Annotated in this window: 19 protein-coding genes; 13 read left to right on the top strand and 6 right to left on the bottom strand. The window is 33.1% G+C overall.

Features of this window, described 5'->3' with window-relative positions:
• Positions 1-2: 2 nt before the first annotated feature.
• From WMO18_RS03155 to WMO18_RS03115, 9 genes are read left to right on the top strand one after another with little or no spacing between them, the layout of a single operon-like run.
• Positions 3-923, top strand: coding sequence for a glycosyltransferase (locus WMO18_RS03155; RefSeq protein WP_367286311.1), 921 nt, complete (start codon positions 3-5; stop codon positions 921-923).
• Between the two features lie 21 nt (positions 924-944).
• The gene (locus WMO18_RS03150) at positions 945-2,111 is read left to right on the top strand and encodes a glycosyltransferase family protein (protein WP_367286310.1); all 1,167 of its coding nucleotides are present in this window, start codon (positions 945-947) and stop codon (positions 2,109-2,111) included.
• 9 nt (positions 2,112-2,120) lie between these two features.
• The gene (locus WMO18_RS03145) at positions 2,121-3,152 is read left to right on the top strand and encodes a glycosyltransferase family 2 protein (RefSeq protein WP_367286309.1); all 1,032 of its coding nucleotides are present in this window, start codon (positions 2,121-2,123) and stop codon (positions 3,150-3,152) included.
• A gap of 20 nt (positions 3,153-3,172) precedes the next feature.
• The gene (locus tag WMO18_RS03140; protein ID WP_367286308.1) at positions 3,173-4,399 is read left to right on the top strand and encodes an O-antigen ligase family protein; all 1,227 of its coding nucleotides are present in this window, start codon (positions 3,173-3,175) and stop codon (positions 4,397-4,399) included.
• On the top strand, positions 4,389-5,483 hold the full coding sequence (locus WMO18_RS03135) for a polysaccharide pyruvyl transferase family protein (protein WP_367286307.1): 1,095 nt from the start codon (positions 4,389-4,391) through the stop codon (positions 5,481-5,483). Before WMO18_RS03140 ends, WMO18_RS03135 begins: the two co-directional genes overlap by 11 nt.
• Positions 5,484-5,486: 3 nt before the next feature.
• Positions 5,487-6,932, top strand: a complete 1,446-nt coding sequence (locus tag WMO18_RS03130; protein WP_367286306.1) for an oligosaccharide flippase family protein — start codon at positions 5,487-5,489, stop codon at positions 6,930-6,932.
• Positions 6,925-8,148 (top strand): Coenzyme F420 hydrogenase/dehydrogenase, beta subunit C-terminal domain, encoded by a 1,224-nt coding sequence (locus tag WMO18_RS03125; protein ID WP_211148565.1) that lies wholly within the window; start codon positions 6,925-6,927, stop codon positions 8,146-8,148. The genes WMO18_RS03130 and WMO18_RS03125 overlap by 8 nt, the downstream gene beginning before the upstream one ends.
• Positions 8,149-8,170: 22 nt before the next feature.
• Entirely contained in the window at positions 8,171-8,350 is a 180-nt protein-coding gene (locus WMO18_RS03120) for a DUF6472 family protein (RefSeq protein ID WP_022505078.1), read from the top strand.
• A 49-nt stretch (positions 8,351-8,399) separates the two neighbouring features.
• On the top strand, positions 8,400-9,185 hold the full coding sequence (locus tag WMO18_RS03115; RefSeq protein ID WP_367286305.1) for a hypothetical protein: 786 nt from the start codon (positions 8,400-8,402) through the stop codon (positions 9,183-9,185).
• 122 nt (positions 9,186-9,307) lie between these two features.
• Here WMO18_RS03115 and WMO18_RS03110 read toward each other — a convergent pair whose 3' ends face one another.
• The 6 genes from WMO18_RS03110 to WMO18_RS03085 all read right to left on the bottom strand — a co-directional run bounded on the left by WMO18_RS03110 (position 9,308) and on the right by WMO18_RS03085 (position 15,106).
• Positions 9,308-11,662: an endonuclease MutS2 gene (locus tag WMO18_RS03110; protein ID WP_211147476.1), complete on the bottom strand. Its 2,355-nt coding sequence runs from the start codon at positions 11,660-11,662 to the stop codon at positions 9,308-9,310.
• A 1-nt stretch (position 11,663) separates the two neighbouring features.
• Complete coding sequence (gene recO, locus WMO18_RS03105; protein ID WP_211147477.1) at positions 11,664-12,416, bottom strand: DNA repair protein RecO; 753 nt, start codon at positions 12,414-12,416, stop codon at positions 11,664-11,666.
• On the bottom strand, positions 12,367-12,531 hold the full coding sequence (locus WMO18_RS03100) for a hypothetical protein (protein WP_211147478.1): 165 nt from the start codon (positions 12,529-12,531) through the stop codon (positions 12,367-12,369). The genes recO and WMO18_RS03100 overlap by 50 nt, the downstream gene beginning before the upstream one ends.
• Positions 12,532-12,591: 60 nt before the next feature.
• Positions 12,592-13,503 (bottom strand): GTPase Era, encoded by a 912-nt coding sequence (gene era / locus WMO18_RS03095; RefSeq protein ID WP_211147479.1) that lies wholly within the window; start codon positions 13,501-13,503, stop codon positions 12,592-12,594.
• A 138-nt stretch (positions 13,504-13,641) separates the two neighbouring features.
• On the bottom strand, positions 13,642-14,148 hold the full coding sequence (ybeY, locus tag WMO18_RS03090) for an rRNA maturation RNase YbeY (protein WP_138157038.1): 507 nt from the start codon (positions 14,146-14,148) through the stop codon (positions 13,642-13,644).
• Positions 14,135-15,106, bottom strand: a complete 972-nt coding sequence (locus WMO18_RS03085) for a PhoH family protein (protein ID WP_287920843.1) — start codon at positions 15,104-15,106, stop codon at positions 14,135-14,137. Before WMO18_RS03085 ends, ybeY begins: the two co-directional genes overlap by 14 nt.
• A 336-nt stretch (positions 15,107-15,442) precedes the next feature.
• Here WMO18_RS03085 and ylxM point away from each other — a divergent pair, with 336 nt between their 5' ends.
• From ylxM to WMO18_RS03065, 4 genes are read left to right on the top strand one after another with little or no spacing between them, the layout of a single operon-like run.
• A complete protein-coding gene (gene ylxM, locus WMO18_RS03080) occupies positions 15,443-15,808 on the top strand; it encodes a YlxM family DNA-binding protein (RefSeq protein ID WP_022505086.1) in 366 nt (121 codons plus the stop codon).
• Between the two features lie 12 nt (positions 15,809-15,820).
• Entirely contained in the window at positions 15,821-17,227 is a 1,407-nt protein-coding gene (gene ffh / locus WMO18_RS03075) for a signal recognition particle protein (RefSeq protein WP_211147480.1), read from the top strand.
• 60 nt (positions 17,228-17,287) lie between these two features.
• Positions 17,288-17,530, top strand: coding sequence for a 30S ribosomal protein S16 (gene rpsP, locus WMO18_RS03070; protein WP_138157040.1), 243 nt, complete (start codon positions 17,288-17,290; stop codon positions 17,528-17,530).
• Complete coding sequence (locus tag WMO18_RS03065) at positions 17,530-17,763, top strand: KH domain-containing protein (protein ID WP_022505089.1); 234 nt, start codon at positions 17,530-17,532, stop codon at positions 17,761-17,763. Before rpsP ends, WMO18_RS03065 begins: the two co-directional genes overlap by 1 nt.
• The last annotated feature ends 72 nt before the right edge of the window (positions 17,764-17,835 follow it).

The raw sequence follows: 17,835 nt of genomic DNA, 5'->3' as shown, positions 1-17,835 counted from the left end.
TAATGAAAAAAGCAACAGTAGGAATAGTTCTTTTTAATCCGGAAGTTGAAACTATTAATAAAAATATAGAACTTTTGAAAAAACAGTTTGATAATATTATATTGTTTGATAATACTAATGATGATAACAGTAAATTGTTTGAAAACAATGACAATGTTATATATATGTCAGAGTGCAAGAATGCCGGAATAGCTTATGCTTTAAATCAAATAATGGAAAAAGCAGATGAGTTAGGCTATGAATGGGTTGTAACTCTTGATCAGGATTCTAAAATACCGGAAAATATGATGACAGAATATGAGAAATATTTTGATTGTGAAAATGTTGGTATTTTGTGTTCACAAGTAATTGATAAAAGAAGAAAATATATGAAATTAGCTGATAATGACAAAGCATTTGAAAGTGTTGGAAAATGTATAACATCAGCCAGTTGTACCAGAGTAGATGCTTGGAAAAAAGCCGGAAAGTATGATTCTTCTTTATTTATTGATTTGGTTGACAATGATTTTAGTAAAAGAGTCAAGATAGTTGGTTATGATATTTATAGAGTGAACAATGTTATTCTTGACCAAGAATTAGGCGTTATAGAATATAAAGATACTAAAATGGGACATTTCTTTGTTTGGCTAGGGGAGAAAACACATAGCAAAAATATTGCTAAGTTATCTTACAAAAAGAAAGTTAGTCCTTTGAGAATTTATTATACAAACCGTAATGTTATTTACTTAAATAAGAAACACAAGAAATATGGTGGTATAGGTTACGAAAGCTACTATTGTAAGTCTTTTGCCGGTTATTATACTAAGTTTAACTTGTCCAGTATAATGCGTAGCGACCATAAGATGAAAATTCTGAAAGCTGTTGTAAAAGGTACAAAAGACGGAATAAAGTTATCTAAAAAATCGGAACCATACAATTTGTAATAGATTATGAGGATTTAAAATATGAGTTTCAAAAGTGATGTAAAAAATAAGATTATAGGGTATTATAATCGACAGTTGGATGCACATGAATCTAACATAGTAAGAAAAGCTTTGGCTGATGAGGATTTTTCGATAGAAAAAAATCCTAAGCCAAAGAAAACCGAGAAAATTGCCATTGTAGTAGGTAGTATAATGCAGTTTTCCGGTGGACATACTTCAATGTTAAGATTAGGTACTGGTTTATGTGAACTTGGAAAAGATATAACATATATTAGTTTTAACAATCAAGACGAAGATAATATGCAAGAAATAGCAAAGGCAAATTTGGCAGGTGTTAAGGGTAAATTCCTTAAGTATGAAAATGCTGATAAATCAGGCTATGATATTATTATTGCAACATCATGGCAAAGTGTTTATTATGTAAGAAATTTTTCCGGCTACAAGGCTTATTTCGTACAAGATTTTGAACCTTATTTCTTTAAATTAAATGAAAGATATTTACTTGCAAAGAAAACCTATGAACTTGGTTTACATATTATTAGTTTAGGAAAATGGAATTTAGAACAAATTAAGAGAAATTGCAATGTGCCTGAAAATGAGAAATTGGATTATATAGATTTTCCGTATGAGCCAAAAGAATATAGTGCCGGTGAAAGAGATTACTCTTCATATAGTGGTAAGAAGAAAATTTCATTTGCTGTTTATTCTAAAGAAGATGGAAAGAGAATACCTAATTTGCTACAAGTAATGCTTGAAAAAGCTAGTAAAGTATTTAACGAAAAAGGCTATGAAATAGAAGTTAATTTCTTTGGATTTAACAAAAGTACAAAGCTATCTTTTGGTAACAACCTTGGAAAGCTAAATAAGGAAGAGATGAAGAGTCTTTATGAGAAATCCGATTTTGGTATTGTGGCATCAATGACAAATATTTCACTTGTACCATATGAAATGTTGGCTATGGGTCTTCCTATTGTAGAATTTAAAGATGGTTCTTTTCCTTTCTTCTTTCCGGAGAATACAGCAATGCTTGTGGATTATAATTATAACAGTCTTGTTGAAGAAGTTATAAAAAGTGTTGAGAATCCTAATCATATTGCTGGGATGATGGAAAATTCTCATAATTACTTAAAAACTCTAAGCTGGAAAAATTCATGTAAGCAGTTTAAAGATATTATAGAAAATATTTAGGGGTTTTTTATGGAACTAATATCAATTATTATACCTATTTACAATGTTAGTAAATATCTAAATCGTTGTGTTGACAGTGTTGTAAATCAAACATATAAGAATATAGAAATTATACTTGTTGATGATGGTTCAAAGGATAATTCCGGAGAAATGTGCGATAAATATCAGGAAGAATATTCTAATATAAAGGTAGTACATAAAGAGAATGCAGGTCTTGGTTTTGCTAGAAATACCGGTCTGGAATATGTTACCGGTAAGTATGTTATTTTTGTAGACGGTGATGACTATATACAAAAAGATATGGTTGAAAACCTATATAATGACTTGAAAAAAGCAAATGCCGATACTGCCATCGGAGGTTTTCGCAGAGTATATAGTGATAGGGAAGTTGTTGTTGCTAATAAATTTGTTGGCAATGTTTATGAAGGTGATGACGTACCTAAAGAAGTATTAGTTAGAATGGTTGGTAAAAAACATAACCTTACAGACTATATTGAAATGTCTGTATGGAAGGTTCTGTTTTCTATGGATATTATCAGTAAGTACAATCTAAAGTTTCCATCAGAACGAGTATTTATTAGCGAAGATATAATTTTTGATACGGAATACTACAGATATGCAAAAAGAGTTGTAATGAGTGGTGATACAGGTTACTGCTATTGTGATAACGAGGGTTCATTAACAACTAAATATAGATCAAATAGATTTGAACTACAGAAAACTCTTTATCTTGAAATGGTTAAGCGAATGAAAGAACTTAATCTTTACAATGAAAGTAAGCAAAGGTTAATGACAACATTTATTTCCGTAACAAGATATTGTGTGAAGTTGGAACAGAAATTTGCTAATGAAAATGGCAAGAAAAAAGCAAAAGAAAATATAAAAGCTATTTGTAATGATGAAGTGTTGCAAAAAGCTTTTTCTGAATATGAAAACAATTTAGTACCTATAAAATCAAGATTTATTAACAATTTGATAATACATAAAAATACAAAATTATTATATGATTTTATGGCATTAAAAAATAAATTTAATATTTAATGTAGGGATGTATTTTTATAATGAAAGTTAATTTAAAAATCAAATATACTACTGTTTTATTGATACTACTTTCTTTAACAGTTTTTAATATTCCGTATTTAAGCCAAACAATAAACAACATAATAACACTTGCTTTAGAATTTGTGGTTACTGCAATGTCTTTTAAGTTCAAGGAAACTTTTAAGAATATAAAACTTTGCTGGGCAATAGGCTTGTTTTTGGTTGTATCTGTATTGTGTACAATACTTAATCATGGATTTGATTCAGTTACCATGACAGCATTTGTTACAAATTATAAATATGTTTTACTGTTTTGTGTTGTTAGAACTTTGGTGGGTAAAATAGGTTTTGTAAATGTAGCTAATACAGTATGGAAAACCTTTTTACCGTTTGTTGTAGTATCAAGTTTGTGTGTACTTGTGACTATGGGTAATGGTATTGGTGGTAATGAGGTTTTATCTTATTATCTTACCGGTAATAAATTTTTTGTTAGTTACACTAATATGGCTTTTTTAGCACTATGTCATATGCAAGATTGTATATTTAAGAAGCCTAAGCATAGAAAGATAGGTACATTAACTTTGACTGTAGTTTTTGCTTTGATTTCTCTAATAGCCGGATGTAATACAGGTTTAGTTGGTTTGATTTTAATGGGTATATTACTATTTGTCAGTGATAAAAAGGGTAAATTAAGCAAGGTGCTTACAAAACCATTATTTTATTGTTTGGTAATATTCGGACTTACATTTCTACTTATAGGTACAAATGCTCTCTTACAAAGCAGTGCATTCCAAGATTTAATTACTAATGTGTTTAAAAGAGATGTTACTTGGACAGGTAGAGTTGAAATGTTTGCATTAGCATTAGTTGCATTTGCGAAAAGTCCAATTTACGGTTTTGGTATGAATAGTACATATATTTCCGATATATTAGGTTGGGGAAATGCTCAAAATGGTATTTTAAAGATAATGCTAGACTTTGGTACTATAGGTCTTATAGTCTTTGGTATTGTTTGCTGGAATGTATTTTCCCACAAAAAAGTATCTATTGTACCGATTAAAAGGGTATTTCCGATGGTTGCATTCTTGTATGGAATGGCAGTTTGTTGTACAGTAGAAATAAATCTTTCAGGTATGTTTTTCTTAGGATTAGCATTTGTTAATTCTTTAAAAAGTTATAATAATAGTGATTTAAATAGAAAGGATTTGTATTTAAGAAATACAAATAGATTGTTAAATGAAAATTGATATTTTATCTATGCAGAGAGTTTATAACTATGGTTCGTTCTTACAGGCTTATGGTCTAAAGAAACTGATAGAAAACAAAGGTAATCATACAGTTTCTTTTATTGATATTGAGCAAGGTGACCATGAAGGCGTAAGAGTAGAGAAGGGTACTACCCTTGCAGATCATAAGAGAACATTTGATAAATATTCTTTTAGAAGATTAATTTATAAATTAAGAGCTGATAAAAGAAATCAAATGTTTGAAGAAAAAAGAAAAAGTATTTTGAAGCTAACTGATGAAATATGCACATCAATTCCTTGCGATATGGCTATTATCGGTAGTGATGAAGTTTTTAACTGTAACAAGGCTAATCCATACGGTATCAGTTTACAGTTATTTGGTAAAATTGATTGTGCAAAGAAAGTTGCCAGTTATGCAGCTTCTTGTGGTTACACAGATTATGGTGATGTTCCAAAAGAGTACATAAAGCCAATTGCAGATTCTCTATCCGGTATGGAGAATATTTCTGTTAGAGATGCTAATACTGCTGATTTTGTAGAAAAATTATGTGGTATTAAGCCGGTAATCAATCTTGATCCGGTATTAATGTATAATTTTTCTGAGGAAGTTGCTAAGGCTGAAAAGGAAATTAACTTTCCTAAGAAGTATATGGTTGTGTATGCCTACAAAAACAGATTCAAAGACTCAGAATTAATTGATACTGTTAAGAAATATGCAAAGAAAAATAAAATGAAAATTATTAGTTTAGGTGATTCCCAGTATTGGGCAGATGATTTTAAGGTTCTTACACCATTTGAATTATTAGCATATTTTAAAAATGCAGAGTGTGTTCTTACTGATACTTTTCATGGTACAATTTTCTCATCAAAATTTCATAAAAGAGTTGGTGTTGTTGTTAGAGAAAGTAACAAGAATAAATTGCTTGACCTAGTTAACCGTGTAGGTATATCAGATCATTTAATTTATAGTAATAAGGAAATTGTTGAAAAGTTAGATTTTGTTGGTGATTACAGTAGTTTCGATTCTATTATTAAAGAGAACAGACAGAAAACACAAGAATATTTGGATGGATTGGGTTTATAAGAAATGAAGAAAAATGAAAGAGGAAAATATTTAGCCAAAAATACAGCGTTATTTGCATTAGGTAACATAGGTACAAAGATGATTAGCTTTTTCCTTGTACCAATTTACACAAATGCTCTTTCTACAAGTGAATATGGTGTAACAGACTTGATAGCCTCTATTTGCACAGTTTTAGTACCTATTTTGACTTGTAATATCGGTGAATCTGTAATGAGATTTGCACTTGATGAAGATGCTGATTACGATAAGATTATGAACATAGGTAATCTGTTTATGATTATCTCAATGGTTGTTGGTGGATTGATAGTTCCTATTTCAACTTTATTTAAATCAACCCAAGATTATAGTTATTACATATATTTTTACAGTATTACTTTAGGTATTTGCCAAATGTGTAACTGTAACCTGCGTGGTAGAGAAAAGTTGACGGAATATGCAGTAAGTAGTATTTTGCATTCCTTAAGTATAGCACTACTTAATATTCTTTTCTTAGTTGTGTTAAAGCAAGGTGTTGCGGGTTACTTTACTTCTTATATTTTAGCTAACATTATTACTACCGGTTATGCATTCTTTGTTGGTGGTGTTCCAAGTTCAATACGTCATTTTTCAATAGATTTTAAGTTATTAAAGAGAATGATTTCCTATTCAGTTGTTTTAATTCCAACCTCTTTTATGTGGTGGATTATGAATTCATCTGATAGAATTATGGTTTCTTCTATGATCGGTACACATGCTAACGGTTTATATGCAGTTGCTTATAAGTTGCCAACACTTCTTTCTACTCTTTCAGTTATCTTTAATCAAGCATGGTCTTATTCTGCTATTAAGGAAGATAAAAGTGACGATAGAGAAGAGTTTAGCAACAAAATGTATGACCAAATGGTAAAGACTGTTGTTATTATTACGGCAGGACTTTTGATGATTATGAAAATATTTATGAAACTGTATGTTTCTAATGATTATTATGAAGCTTGGAAGTACACTCCATATTTGATGATTGGTTACTTGTTTATGACACTGGGTACATTTTTGTCAACATCATATACTGTGAATAAAGATAGTATGGGATTTTTGCTTTCCGGTATGATGGGTGCAGTAGTTAATATCATTTTGAACTTTGCTTTTATTCCAATTTTCGGGGTATCAGGTGCTGCATTTGCAACATTTTGTGGGTATTTTTCCGTATATGCGTTTAGAGCAGTACATACCAGAAAATATTTAAAGATTTATGTTTTAAAGAAAAAACATATTATATGTTATATTCTTTTAGTGGTAATGGGTACTACAATGTTTATTGATAATATTGTAGGTCAAATTTTGCTAGTTGTAGAGTTCCTAGTAATTTCATTTATATTTAGAGATTTCATTATTAATATATTTAATATGTGTAAAAAAATGTTGGGTAAAGTTACAGCAAAGCTTAAGAGAAAAGGAAATAATTATGAATAAGGTAGTTTTGTTTCAAGATAAAAGTCAATGTTGTGGATGTTGTGCTTGTGCAAATGTTTGTCCTAAGAAAGCGATTTCAATGGTAGAGGATAGTCAGGGCTTTATATATCCACAGATTGATTATGACAAATGTGTCAGTTGTAGAATGTGTGAGAAAGTATGTGCATATAAAGATCCTGCAGCTGAAAAGAAAAAGGATAGAATAACTAAAGTAGCTGTAGCAAAGGACAAAATTTTACTTGGTAAATCTGCCTCAGGTGGCGTGTTTGCTTCTTTTGCTGAAAATGTTATTAAAAAAAATGGATCAGTATACGGTTGTGCTTTTATAACTAAAGATGGTAAATTATTACCAAGACATATTCGTATTACAGATAAGAGTGACATATATAAAATACAAGGTTCAAAGTATGTACAGAGCTTTGTAGGTGAAGAAACATTAAAAAATGTAAAAAAAGATTTAGTGGATGGTAAGGAAGTTTTGTTTTCAGGTACTCCTTGTCAAGTTGATGGCTTAAAAGGATACTTAGGTAAGGACTATTCGAACCTTATTACTGTTGATATTATTTGTCACGGTGTTCCAAACGAAAAAGTTTTTCAAGGCTATATACAGTCTTTAGAAAATAAACTTGGTGGAAAGGTTACTAATTTCTATTTTAGAGATAAGGCGAACGGTTGGGGTTTGAATGCCAAGATTGTTTACCAAAAAGATGGTGTAGAAAAAGTAAAACTTATTCAGTCTGGGTTGTCATCATATTACAAAATGTTTTTGGAATCCAAGATTTATAGAGAAAATTGTTATACTTGCCCTTATGCAAGTGAAAACAGACCTGCTGATTTTACAATTGGTGATTATTGGGGAATTGAGAAGGAACATCCAAACTATTTAACCGGCAATGGTGGTAATATTAATTCAAAACAAGGTGTATCTTGTCTAATTGTAAATACAGATAAAGGTGAAAAACTTGTTAAAGAACTAAGCAGTAAAATGGACTTAATGGATTCAACATTTGAAAAAGTGAAAAAAGGTAATGCTCAACTTAATCAGCCTAGTCATAGAAGTGGTAACAGAGAAATGCTTTTGAAAGCTTTTGAAGATGGTGGTTATGATAACCTTGAAAAAGCATATAAAAAATCTCTCGGAAAGAAATATTATGCTAGACTTTTATGGGGTTATACACCACTAAAAGTAAAAAGATTAATTAACAAACTTAGATGATATAAAATATCAGGAGGCCGTTATGGCAAGTTCAAATTGTGATTACTGTAGTCATTATGTGTATGATGATGAGTTTGACTACTACACTTGTGATGTAAACTTAGATGAAGATGAGGCAGTTAAGTTTATGCAAGGTAGCTTTGATGATTGCTCATTCTATGACCCATATGATGAATACAAAATTGTTAGAAAACAGAATTAATTTAATCAATGCACCCTATTTTTAGGGTGCATTTTAGTAAAGGTGAGTTATGTTATTTAGACAGATAAGAGCTATCAAAAATTTAAGCCCTATAAAAATTATTTTTGCCACAATATCAGCAGTAGGTGGATTTTTTCTGGCAAGTAGGATTATTAAATTACTGGAAAATATAATGCCGGTTGATAGTGATGAAAATGGTGTAATATGTGTTACTTTAGGCAAAATATTGGATATAGGTTTTGTTATATTTTTTGTTGAGATAGCACTGATTATTTTTGTGTTGCTATATTTAATTAAGTGGGTTATAGAGGCATATACAGAGAAAAAGGATATTAATACTGCACAAGAACAGTTAGAAACAGAAAAAATTCTTAAAGAATTAGATGATGATGAGTCAGGTTGGACAGATAAACAAACTATTGCTTTTGTTATTGTTGCAATAGCTATATTCCTAGTTGCAAACTGTACTTTGAGTCTTTTTATGTTTAGAGGTGAAGTGGTTTATAGAAATGACAAAATCATTGAATATAGCATAACTGATTGGAAAGGTAATACTGTAAATTATAGTGATGCTGAGAAGTATTATGTTAGTGATGATGACCATGGAAATGCTATGATTACTATTGAAATGAAAAACGGTGAAGAATATAAGATAGGTGGTAACACCCAAACTACGGCTAATGAAAAGTATGATAACGATAGCTATGGTGAACTGGTAAAGCTAGATGAAGTGTTGCAAAGCTATAATATTCGCAAGGTTGTTGATTGTACAAAAGATGATTTTGATTATTATGAACAAGATAAACATGACTTAGATATACTACTAAAAAAATAAGGCAAAAATTTAGGCAGTTAGTTTTTGAACTAACTGCCTTTTAGCTTTTGTAGTGTTAAATTGTTTGTCGGCTTTGTTAAGAAAAGTGTGCAAGTTATTTTACAAGTGCATTAAATTATAGATTACTTAATTTCACAGATTGTAACACCGGCATCACCCTCACCAAAGTTACCAAGTCTAAAGGACTTGATATTTTTATGGGTACGCAAGTATTTCTGTATTTCTGCACGAAGCACACCTGTGCCTTTACCATGGATAATTGTCAGTTGATTAATGTTCATCAGCACTGCATTATCAATAGCAGCATCAACATCCATAATTGCCTCCATAGCAGTTTCACCACGAACATCAACCTCAGTTGTTGGGTTCATATCCATTTTGCTAGGCATATTTCTCTTTCTGGAAGTCTGTACAGTCACCTTTGGCTTTTCTTTGTTTAGTCGTAGGTTAGATAATTTAACCTTGGTTTTGATAATACCGGCCTGAACATAAGCAGTACCGTCTTTTTCATTAATACTTAGAATTTCTGCATCTTTGTCAATATCAAAGATAAGCACAGAGTCACCAACCTTAAAAGGTCTTGGTGGTGTGTATTTTTCATTTTTCTTTTCCTTGATTGGATCAGCAGTATTCTCCATTTTGTCAATGCTTTTACGAAGTTTTGCCTTTTCTTCGGCAGACATTTTTTGTTTTTTCTCAAGGTTTTCCAGTCTGTCAAGAATACTTTGTGCTTGTGCTTTTGTACGACTGCTGATTCTTTCAGCTTCTTGATGAGCCTTTTCAATTTCTCTTTCGGCTTCTCGTTTAGCTTTTTCAATAATACTGTTTGCTTTTTCTCTTTGACGACCTGCAAGTGCCTTTGTGTCGTTAGCTTCTTTTAGTCGCTTTTCAAGTGTTTGTCTGCGTTTTTCAAGCTGTTCAATAGTATCTTCAAATCTTCTGCTTTCGCTGCTTACAAGGTGTTGTGCATTTTCAATAATATCATCGGAAAGACCTAGCCTTTTGCTGATTGCAAAGGCATTACTTTTACCGGGAATACCGATTAAAAGTTTGTATGTAGGTCTTAATGTTTGTACATCAAACTCACAACAACCGTTTTCTACACCTTCGGTAGTAATAGCAAATTCCTTTAACTCTGCATAGTGAGTTGTGCATTGGATTTTTGCACCTTTTTCTTTTAATTTTTGTAAAATTGCAACTGCAAGTGCTGCACCTTCAACTGGGTCAGTACCTGCACCAAGTTCGTCAATCAGTACAAGTGAAAATCTTGATGCTTGTTTTAGAATATCAATGGTGTTTGTCATATGAGCAGAGAATGTTGAAAGGTTCTGTTCAATGCTTTGTTCATCACCAATATCAACAAGAATTTTTTTGAATACAGAGATTTCACTTTCATCACCACAAGGAATCATAAGACCTGACATTGCCATTAGGGTTAGTAGTCCGGTAGTCTTTAGTGATACAGTTTTACCACCTGTATTAGGACCTGTAATAACTAATAGTGTGTAGTCTTTGCCTAAAGTAATATCAACCGGTACAACCTTTTCTTTGTCGATTAGTGGGTGCCTAGCTTTCTTTAGGTTGATGTAACCCTTGTCATTTACAATAGGGGTAACTGCTTTCATAGTGTAGGCTAGATTGCCTTTTGCAAAGATAACATTAAGGTCAATTAAGTTTTGATAACTACCAATAATACTGTCTGCACAGTTACCTGCCATTGAAGAAAGTTCAAGGAGAATTCTGTCAATTTCTTCTTTTTCTTTGTTTCGTAACATACGAATATCGTTGTTAGCCTGAACAACACCCATAGGTTCAATAAATACTGTCTGACCACTGCCTGATGTATCATGTACAAGTCCGGGAATACTACCTCTGCATTCTGCTCTTACCGGTACAACAAATCTACCGTCACGCTGAGTGATAACCTTGTCTTGTAGGAACTTTGAGTAGTTGGAACTTCTAACTATTTTGTCAAGAACTTCTCTTGCCTTTGATGATGCAGTACGGATTTTTCTACGAATATCAGATAGAGTAGGGGATGCTTTGTCAGAAATTTCATCCTCTGCAATAATTGCATCATTGATTTTTTCTTCAAGAAACTTGTTTGGCATTAGGTTGTTAAAGTATTTATCAAGTGAACTTGCTCTGTCATCACTTGCGTTACGCCATTGTCTTAGTGAACGAATTACTCGTAAATTTTCACCAATGCGTAGTAACTCTAGGGTAGTTAGTCCTGAACCGGCTTGTGCTCTTCTTAACTGATTTGCACAGTTAGTAGGTGAACCAAAGCTAGGTGTACCAAATTTACCGATAAGCACATAGGCATCATCAGTTTCTTTTAGTAGTTTTTCTGTTTCTTCTTTTGTGAAAACAGGTTTTACTGTAAGTGCCTGTTCTCTTGCATCGGCAAATGAACATTCTTTGCCAAGCATTTCTAATATTTTATCAAATTCAAGTGCTTTAAAATGTTTATTCATATTATCTCATTGCCTTATAAAAATCTAGTGTTTTGTAATGTCGTTCCGTTTGACGGATTACATATTCTTCTGTTGCTCTGTTTAAGGTGTCAAGTCCGTTTTCGTTAAGTGAAAAGGAAAATAGCTTTTTGTCATCAGCATAAATAGTGTGTCTAAGTGCCTTAGTAATACCTCTGTCCATTGTAATGGAAAAAGGCAAACTGTCGCTGCTTGCACAGTGGGAACAAATCAGCGAACCTGTTTGAGGTAAAAAGAAAAAAGTTTCTCTGTCATATTCACCACAAATACTGCACATAGTAAGGTCAGGCATATATCCACAAATAGAAAGTAACCTCATCTCAAAACAACTTTTGATTAGGGTAGGGGGCTTTTTGTTTTCTGACAATAAATATAGGGAATTAAGTGTTAAGGATAGAACTTCCTTGTTTTTCTCACCGTCAACAAGTATATTCGTCAGTAACTCAGAAAAGTATTGTGCTAAGCACATATTTGCTATATCTTTCCTAAGACCAAAGAATTGCTCCTTTGACTTTGCCTCACTGATAACATATGTATCTCGACCTTTGCTTTCTATTAAGCAAAGTCGAGAATAGGTAAATAGCTGAGTACCGGCACAATTTTGACTTTTTATATTTTTTGCACCTTTAGCAAAGCCTTTAATTATGCCTTTATCTACAGTAAGGACAGTTACTAGCTTATCTCTTTCACCGATATTCTGTTCTCTCAGTATTAGCCCTTCTGTCAGAGTTTTCATTGTTGTTTTCTAGCTCCTTACCTGCATTTTTAGCTTGTTGTATAGATAGGTAGGTTAGGTAATCGTTTACTGCACCACTTTGTAAAAAGTAATTCCAAGCATCTGTTTCATTCATTTTTATCACCCCTATTAGTATTTTACCTAGGGATAAATATATTGTCAGAAAATTATGGGATTACTGAAAATCATTACTATCAAATCCAAAGCTACGCATTAGATTTTCTTTGTTTCTCCAGTCCTCTTTTACCTTAATCCATGTTTTTAGGTTTACCTTGCAACCAAAGAAGTTTTCCATATCTTGTCTTGCATATGTGGAAATCTTTTTAAGCATTGCACCCTTTTTGCCGATTAAGATACCTTTGTGAGTATCTCTTTCACAATAAATTGTTGCGTCAATATCCATAAGATTTTTGTCGTCACGCATTTTCATTCTTTCGATAACTACTGCTGTGCCATGAGGAATTTCTTTTTCTGTCAGTCTTAGAATTTTTTCTCTAATCATTTCAGCAGCAAGTACCTTTTCAGGTTGGTCTGTTAGTGTGTCATCAGGGAAGAAATGACCACCTTCTGAAGTGAATTTCTTTAATTCTTCCTTTAGTTCATCAAGTTTTGAACCTGTTTCTGCTGATACAGGAACAATAGCATCAAAGTCCATTTCCTTTGAATACTTAATGATTTGTTCAAGGATAACTTCCTTGTCGTTTATAGTGTCGGTTTTATTAATTGCCAATACACAAGGTAAATCAAGTTTCTTAACCTTTTCAATTAACATTCTTTCATTTTCTCTTATTTCCTGACCTGCCTCTGTTACAAGTAAACAAGCATCTACGCCTGCAACTGACTCGTTAATTGAACGAACCATATAGTCACCAAGAGAATTTTTAGGTTTGTGCATACCCGGTGTGTCTAGGAAAACTAATTGGTCCTTTCCTTCTGTTAATACACCCATAATTCTTGTTCTTGTGGTTTGTGGCTTTGAAGAAACAATAGCCACTTTCTGACCAAGTAATTTATTTAGAATTGAGCTTTTGCCTACATTAGGTCTGCCAATAATTGCAATAAAGGCTGATTTATCGTTAAAGTTCATATTTGTACTCCTTAATTTTCTGTATCTATTATAATTGAAACAGAGGTTTTATGCAATAATAATCCTTACACAAAAACACGCCACAAGATTGACAGTAGTCTTATCTGTGTGGCGTGAAATATTCTATGATGGATAAAATTATTCGTTATCAGGAATGTAGCTGATACTTGCAGGAAGACCAAGCTGTTCCATAACTAATTCTTCTTTTTCTCTCATATGTACTCTTTCAAGTGGTTCCATATGGTCATAACCGAGAAGATGAAGTACACTGTGAGCAGTTAAGTAACCAACTTCTCTCTGAAGTGAGTGACCGTATGTTTCAGCTTGGCTAAGAGCCTTTTCCATAGAAATTACAACATCACCTAAGATATATGCACCGGTTTCAGGGTTCTTGTCCCATACACCGTTTTCACCCATAGGGAAAGATAGTACATCTGTTTCAATATCTTTGTTTCTGTACTGTGCATTAAGTTCCTTGATACCTGCATTGTCAACGAAAGTTACACTAACTTCAGCAGGACCTTGGAAGTTTTCCATTCTCAAAACTGCGTTACAAGTTCTTCTTACTAACATTCTTAGGCCAGTAGGAATTTTTACAGTCTTTTGCTTGTTGGTGATGATTACTCTGATTTTATTTTCTGTCATTTTTCCTTCTCTCCTCAGTCTTAGCATATGCTTTAATAATATCTTGTACAAGGTGATGTCTTACAACATCCTTCTCGCTAAATGAAATATGTTGTATATCCTTAATATCCTTTAGTACACGAATACAATCTTTTAAACCACTCTTTACTCCACCCGGTAGGTCAATCTGTGTTATGTCACCGGTAATAACCATTTTTGAGTTAAAACCAAGTCGAGTAAGGAACATTTTCATCTGTTCCCTAGAAGTATTCTGCGCTTCATCAAGGATAATAAAGCTATCGTCAAGAGTTCTACCTCTCATATAAGCTAAAGGTGCAACTTCAATGTTACCTCTTTCAACATATTTGTTGTAGGTTTCTGCACCCAACATATCAAATAGTGCATCGTATAGTGGCCTTAAATATGGGTCAACCTTACTCTGTAAGTCACCGGGTAAGAATCCCAACTTTTCACCGGCTTCTACAGCAGGTCTTGTTAGGATAATTCTGTTTACTTGCTTTGCTCTGAAAGCAGTAACTGCCATTGCAACTGCAAGATAAGTTTTACCTGTACCGGCAGGACCAACACCGATTGTAATAGTGTTCTTTGCGATACTTTGACAGTATCTTTTCTGCCCTAAGGTCTTAGGCTTAACAGGCTTACCTTTGCTTGTAATACATACACAGTCAGTGGAAAGTTCTTGAATCTTTTCTTCACTGCCTTCGTTTACAAGGCTCATACAGTATCTAATGTTTTGTTCACTAAGGGCTTCACCCTTGTTGATAAAGGAAAGTAAGCTATCAATAACTTTTACTGCTTTGCCTACACTTTCTGCTTCACCTGAAATTTTTAATTCACTGTCTCGACCAATTACATGAACATTGTACTCATTTTCAATCATTTTGATGTTCTCATCAAAGCTACCGAAAAGAGCAACTGCGTGTTCCATTCTGTCGATGCTGATTATTTGTTCCAAAATAATCCCCCATTTGTTTGATACTAATAAATTATAACACATTTTTTAGTACATATCACCAAAAATTTTTCAGAAATTTTAATTTTGTGATTTTCACTAACAAAAATATATTTTGTAGTTTTTCTGTTGTTTTATTTTGCTATATAATATGTTTACTTATTTATATATAGGTGAAAATCAAGTGAATATAAACAAGATGTAAACTTTATATAAATAATATAACAAAGGCAATTTTAATAAAATTTAATTAAAGTAAGAAAACTATTGACTTTATTATGGCTTTATTATATAATAACTATGCTGTAAAGAAAAAAACTTTACAGTTGAAAGGTGAGTCAAATGGAAAAGAACATAGAGAATTCTCTTTTGCTTGACTTTTACGGTGAACTTTTGACCGATAAAGTTAGATATGCAACTGAGATGTACTATAATGATGACCTCTCACTTTCGGAGATTGCTGATGATATGGGAATTACTCGTCAAGGAGTAAGGGACTTAATTAAGAGAGCCGAAGGTAACCTCCAAACTTTTGAAGAAAAATTAGGATTATACAAGCGTTTTGTTGAAACTCAAGAAGGACTTTCTAAACTGAAAAAGTCCCTTGAAGAAACAAAATGTGTTTTAGATAAAGAAGATAAAAGTTCACTTATTGCTAAGGTTGATGAAATGACCCTGGTTGTAAATGAACTGCTAAATCAAGAATAGGAGGTAAGTCCTGTGGCATTTGAAGGTCTTTCTGATAAGCTAAGTAATGCTTTTAAAAAGTTAAAAAATAAAGGTAAACTTACTGAAAGTGATGTTAAAGAAGCTATGCGTGAAGTGCGATTGGCACTTCTAGAGGCTGATGTAAACTTTAAAGTTGCTAAGAACTTTACTAACAAAGTTACTGAGAGAGCTATCGGTCAGGATGTTATGGAAAGCCTAACTCCTGCACAGATGGTTGTTAAAATAGTTAATGAAGAACTAACTGCACTGATGGGTGGAGAAGAAGAAAAGATTAAATTCGCATCTAAGCCACCAACAGTAATTATGATGTGTGGTCTTCAGGGTAGTGGTAAAACTACTCACACTGCTAAACTTGCAAAAATGCTAAAGTCACAGGGTAGAAGACCTTTACTTGTAGCTTGTGATATTTACAGACCTGCTGCTATTGACCAGTTAAAGGTTGTTGGTGCAAAGGCAGGAGCTCCTGTATTTGAAATGGGCAAGAAGAACCCTGTAAAAATTGCAAAAGAGGCTATTAAACACGCTAAAGACTACGGTAATGATGTAGTTATCCTTGATACTGCCGGTCGTCTTCACATTGATGAAGAACTTATGGAAGAACTAAAGAATATTAAGAAGGAAGTTAATCCTGATGAAATTCTTTTGGTTATCGACTCAATGACAGGTCAGGATGCAGTTAATGTTGCAAAGTCATTTAATGACTTGCTTGAAATCACAGGTGTTATCCTAACTAAGTTAGACGGTGATACTCGTGGTGGTGCTGCACTTTCTGTTAAGGAAGTTACAGGCAAACCAATTAAGTTCTGTGGTACAGGTGAAAAGCTTGAGGATTTAGAAGTTTTCCATCCTGACAGAATGGCAAGCCGTATCCTTGGTATGGGCGATGTGCTTACTCTTATTGAAGATGTAGAGGCAAAGCTTGATGAAAAGAAAGCTGAAGCAGTTGCCAAGAAAATGATGGAAAACAAGATGGACTTTAACGATTTGCTACAACAGTTTGAGCAGATTAAGAAGATGGGTCCTATTAAGGGCATTTTAGGTAAGATTCCGGGACTTGGAAAACAACTTGAAAATGCTGATATTGACGATAGACAGATTGACTGGTGTGAGGCTATTATTTACTCAATGACACAGGCCGAAAGAGAAAAGCCAAGCCTTATTAATGCCAGTAGAAAGAAAAGAATTGCTGCCGGTTCAGGTAGAAAGGTTGAAGAAGTTAACAGACTTCTAAAGCAACTTGAACAAATGCAGAAAATGATGAAACAGTTTACCGGCAAAGGCAAGAAGGGCAAACGCAGAGCCATGATGAAAGGTATGCCAAACTTAAATGAACTTGGTGACCTAGGCAATATGGGTGGAAACGGAATGCCACCAATGGGTGGAGGTTTTCCGTTCTAACAAATAGTTATTATCCAATTAATTTTGGTGATATAGATACTTAATTATGGAGGTGAAAATATAATGGTAAAGATTAGACTAAGAAGAATGGGTGCTAAGAAGTCTCCTTTCTACAGAATCGTAGTTGCTGACTCAAGATATCCTAGAGATGGTCGTTTCATCGAAGAAATCGGCACATACAATCCTCTAACAAATCCTTCAACAGTTAATGTTGATGCTGATGCAGTTAAGACTTGGATTGCTAAGGGTGCACAGCCTACAGATACAGTTAAGGCATTGTTAAAGAAGGAGGGTATTCTATAATGACAGAATTACTCACAATCATTGCCAAAGGTCTTGTTGAAGAACCTGACAAGGTTTTTGTAACTCAGGACGAAAAGGATGCTGAAGGCGTTACTGTATATCATATTCATGCTGCTGAAAGTGATATGGGTAGAATTATCGGTAAGCAAGGCAGAATTGCTAAGGCTATCCGTACAGTAGCTCGTTCTGCAGCTATCCGTAATAACGAAAGAATATCAGTTGAAATCGACTGATATTCCAAAAATAACCCCCAATATGGGGGATATTTTTATGCAGAAAAAGAACTGACCCAAGTAGTTTTACTT

This window comes from Ruminococcoides intestinihominis (assembly GCF_040096285.1).
GTDB classification, from domain to species: domain Bacteria; phylum Bacillota; class Clostridia; order Oscillospirales; family Acutalibacteraceae; genus Ruminococcoides; species Ruminococcoides intestinihominis.
Note: the sequence above shows the minus strand (reverse complement) of the source record. Positions and strands in the feature narration are given on the sequence as shown.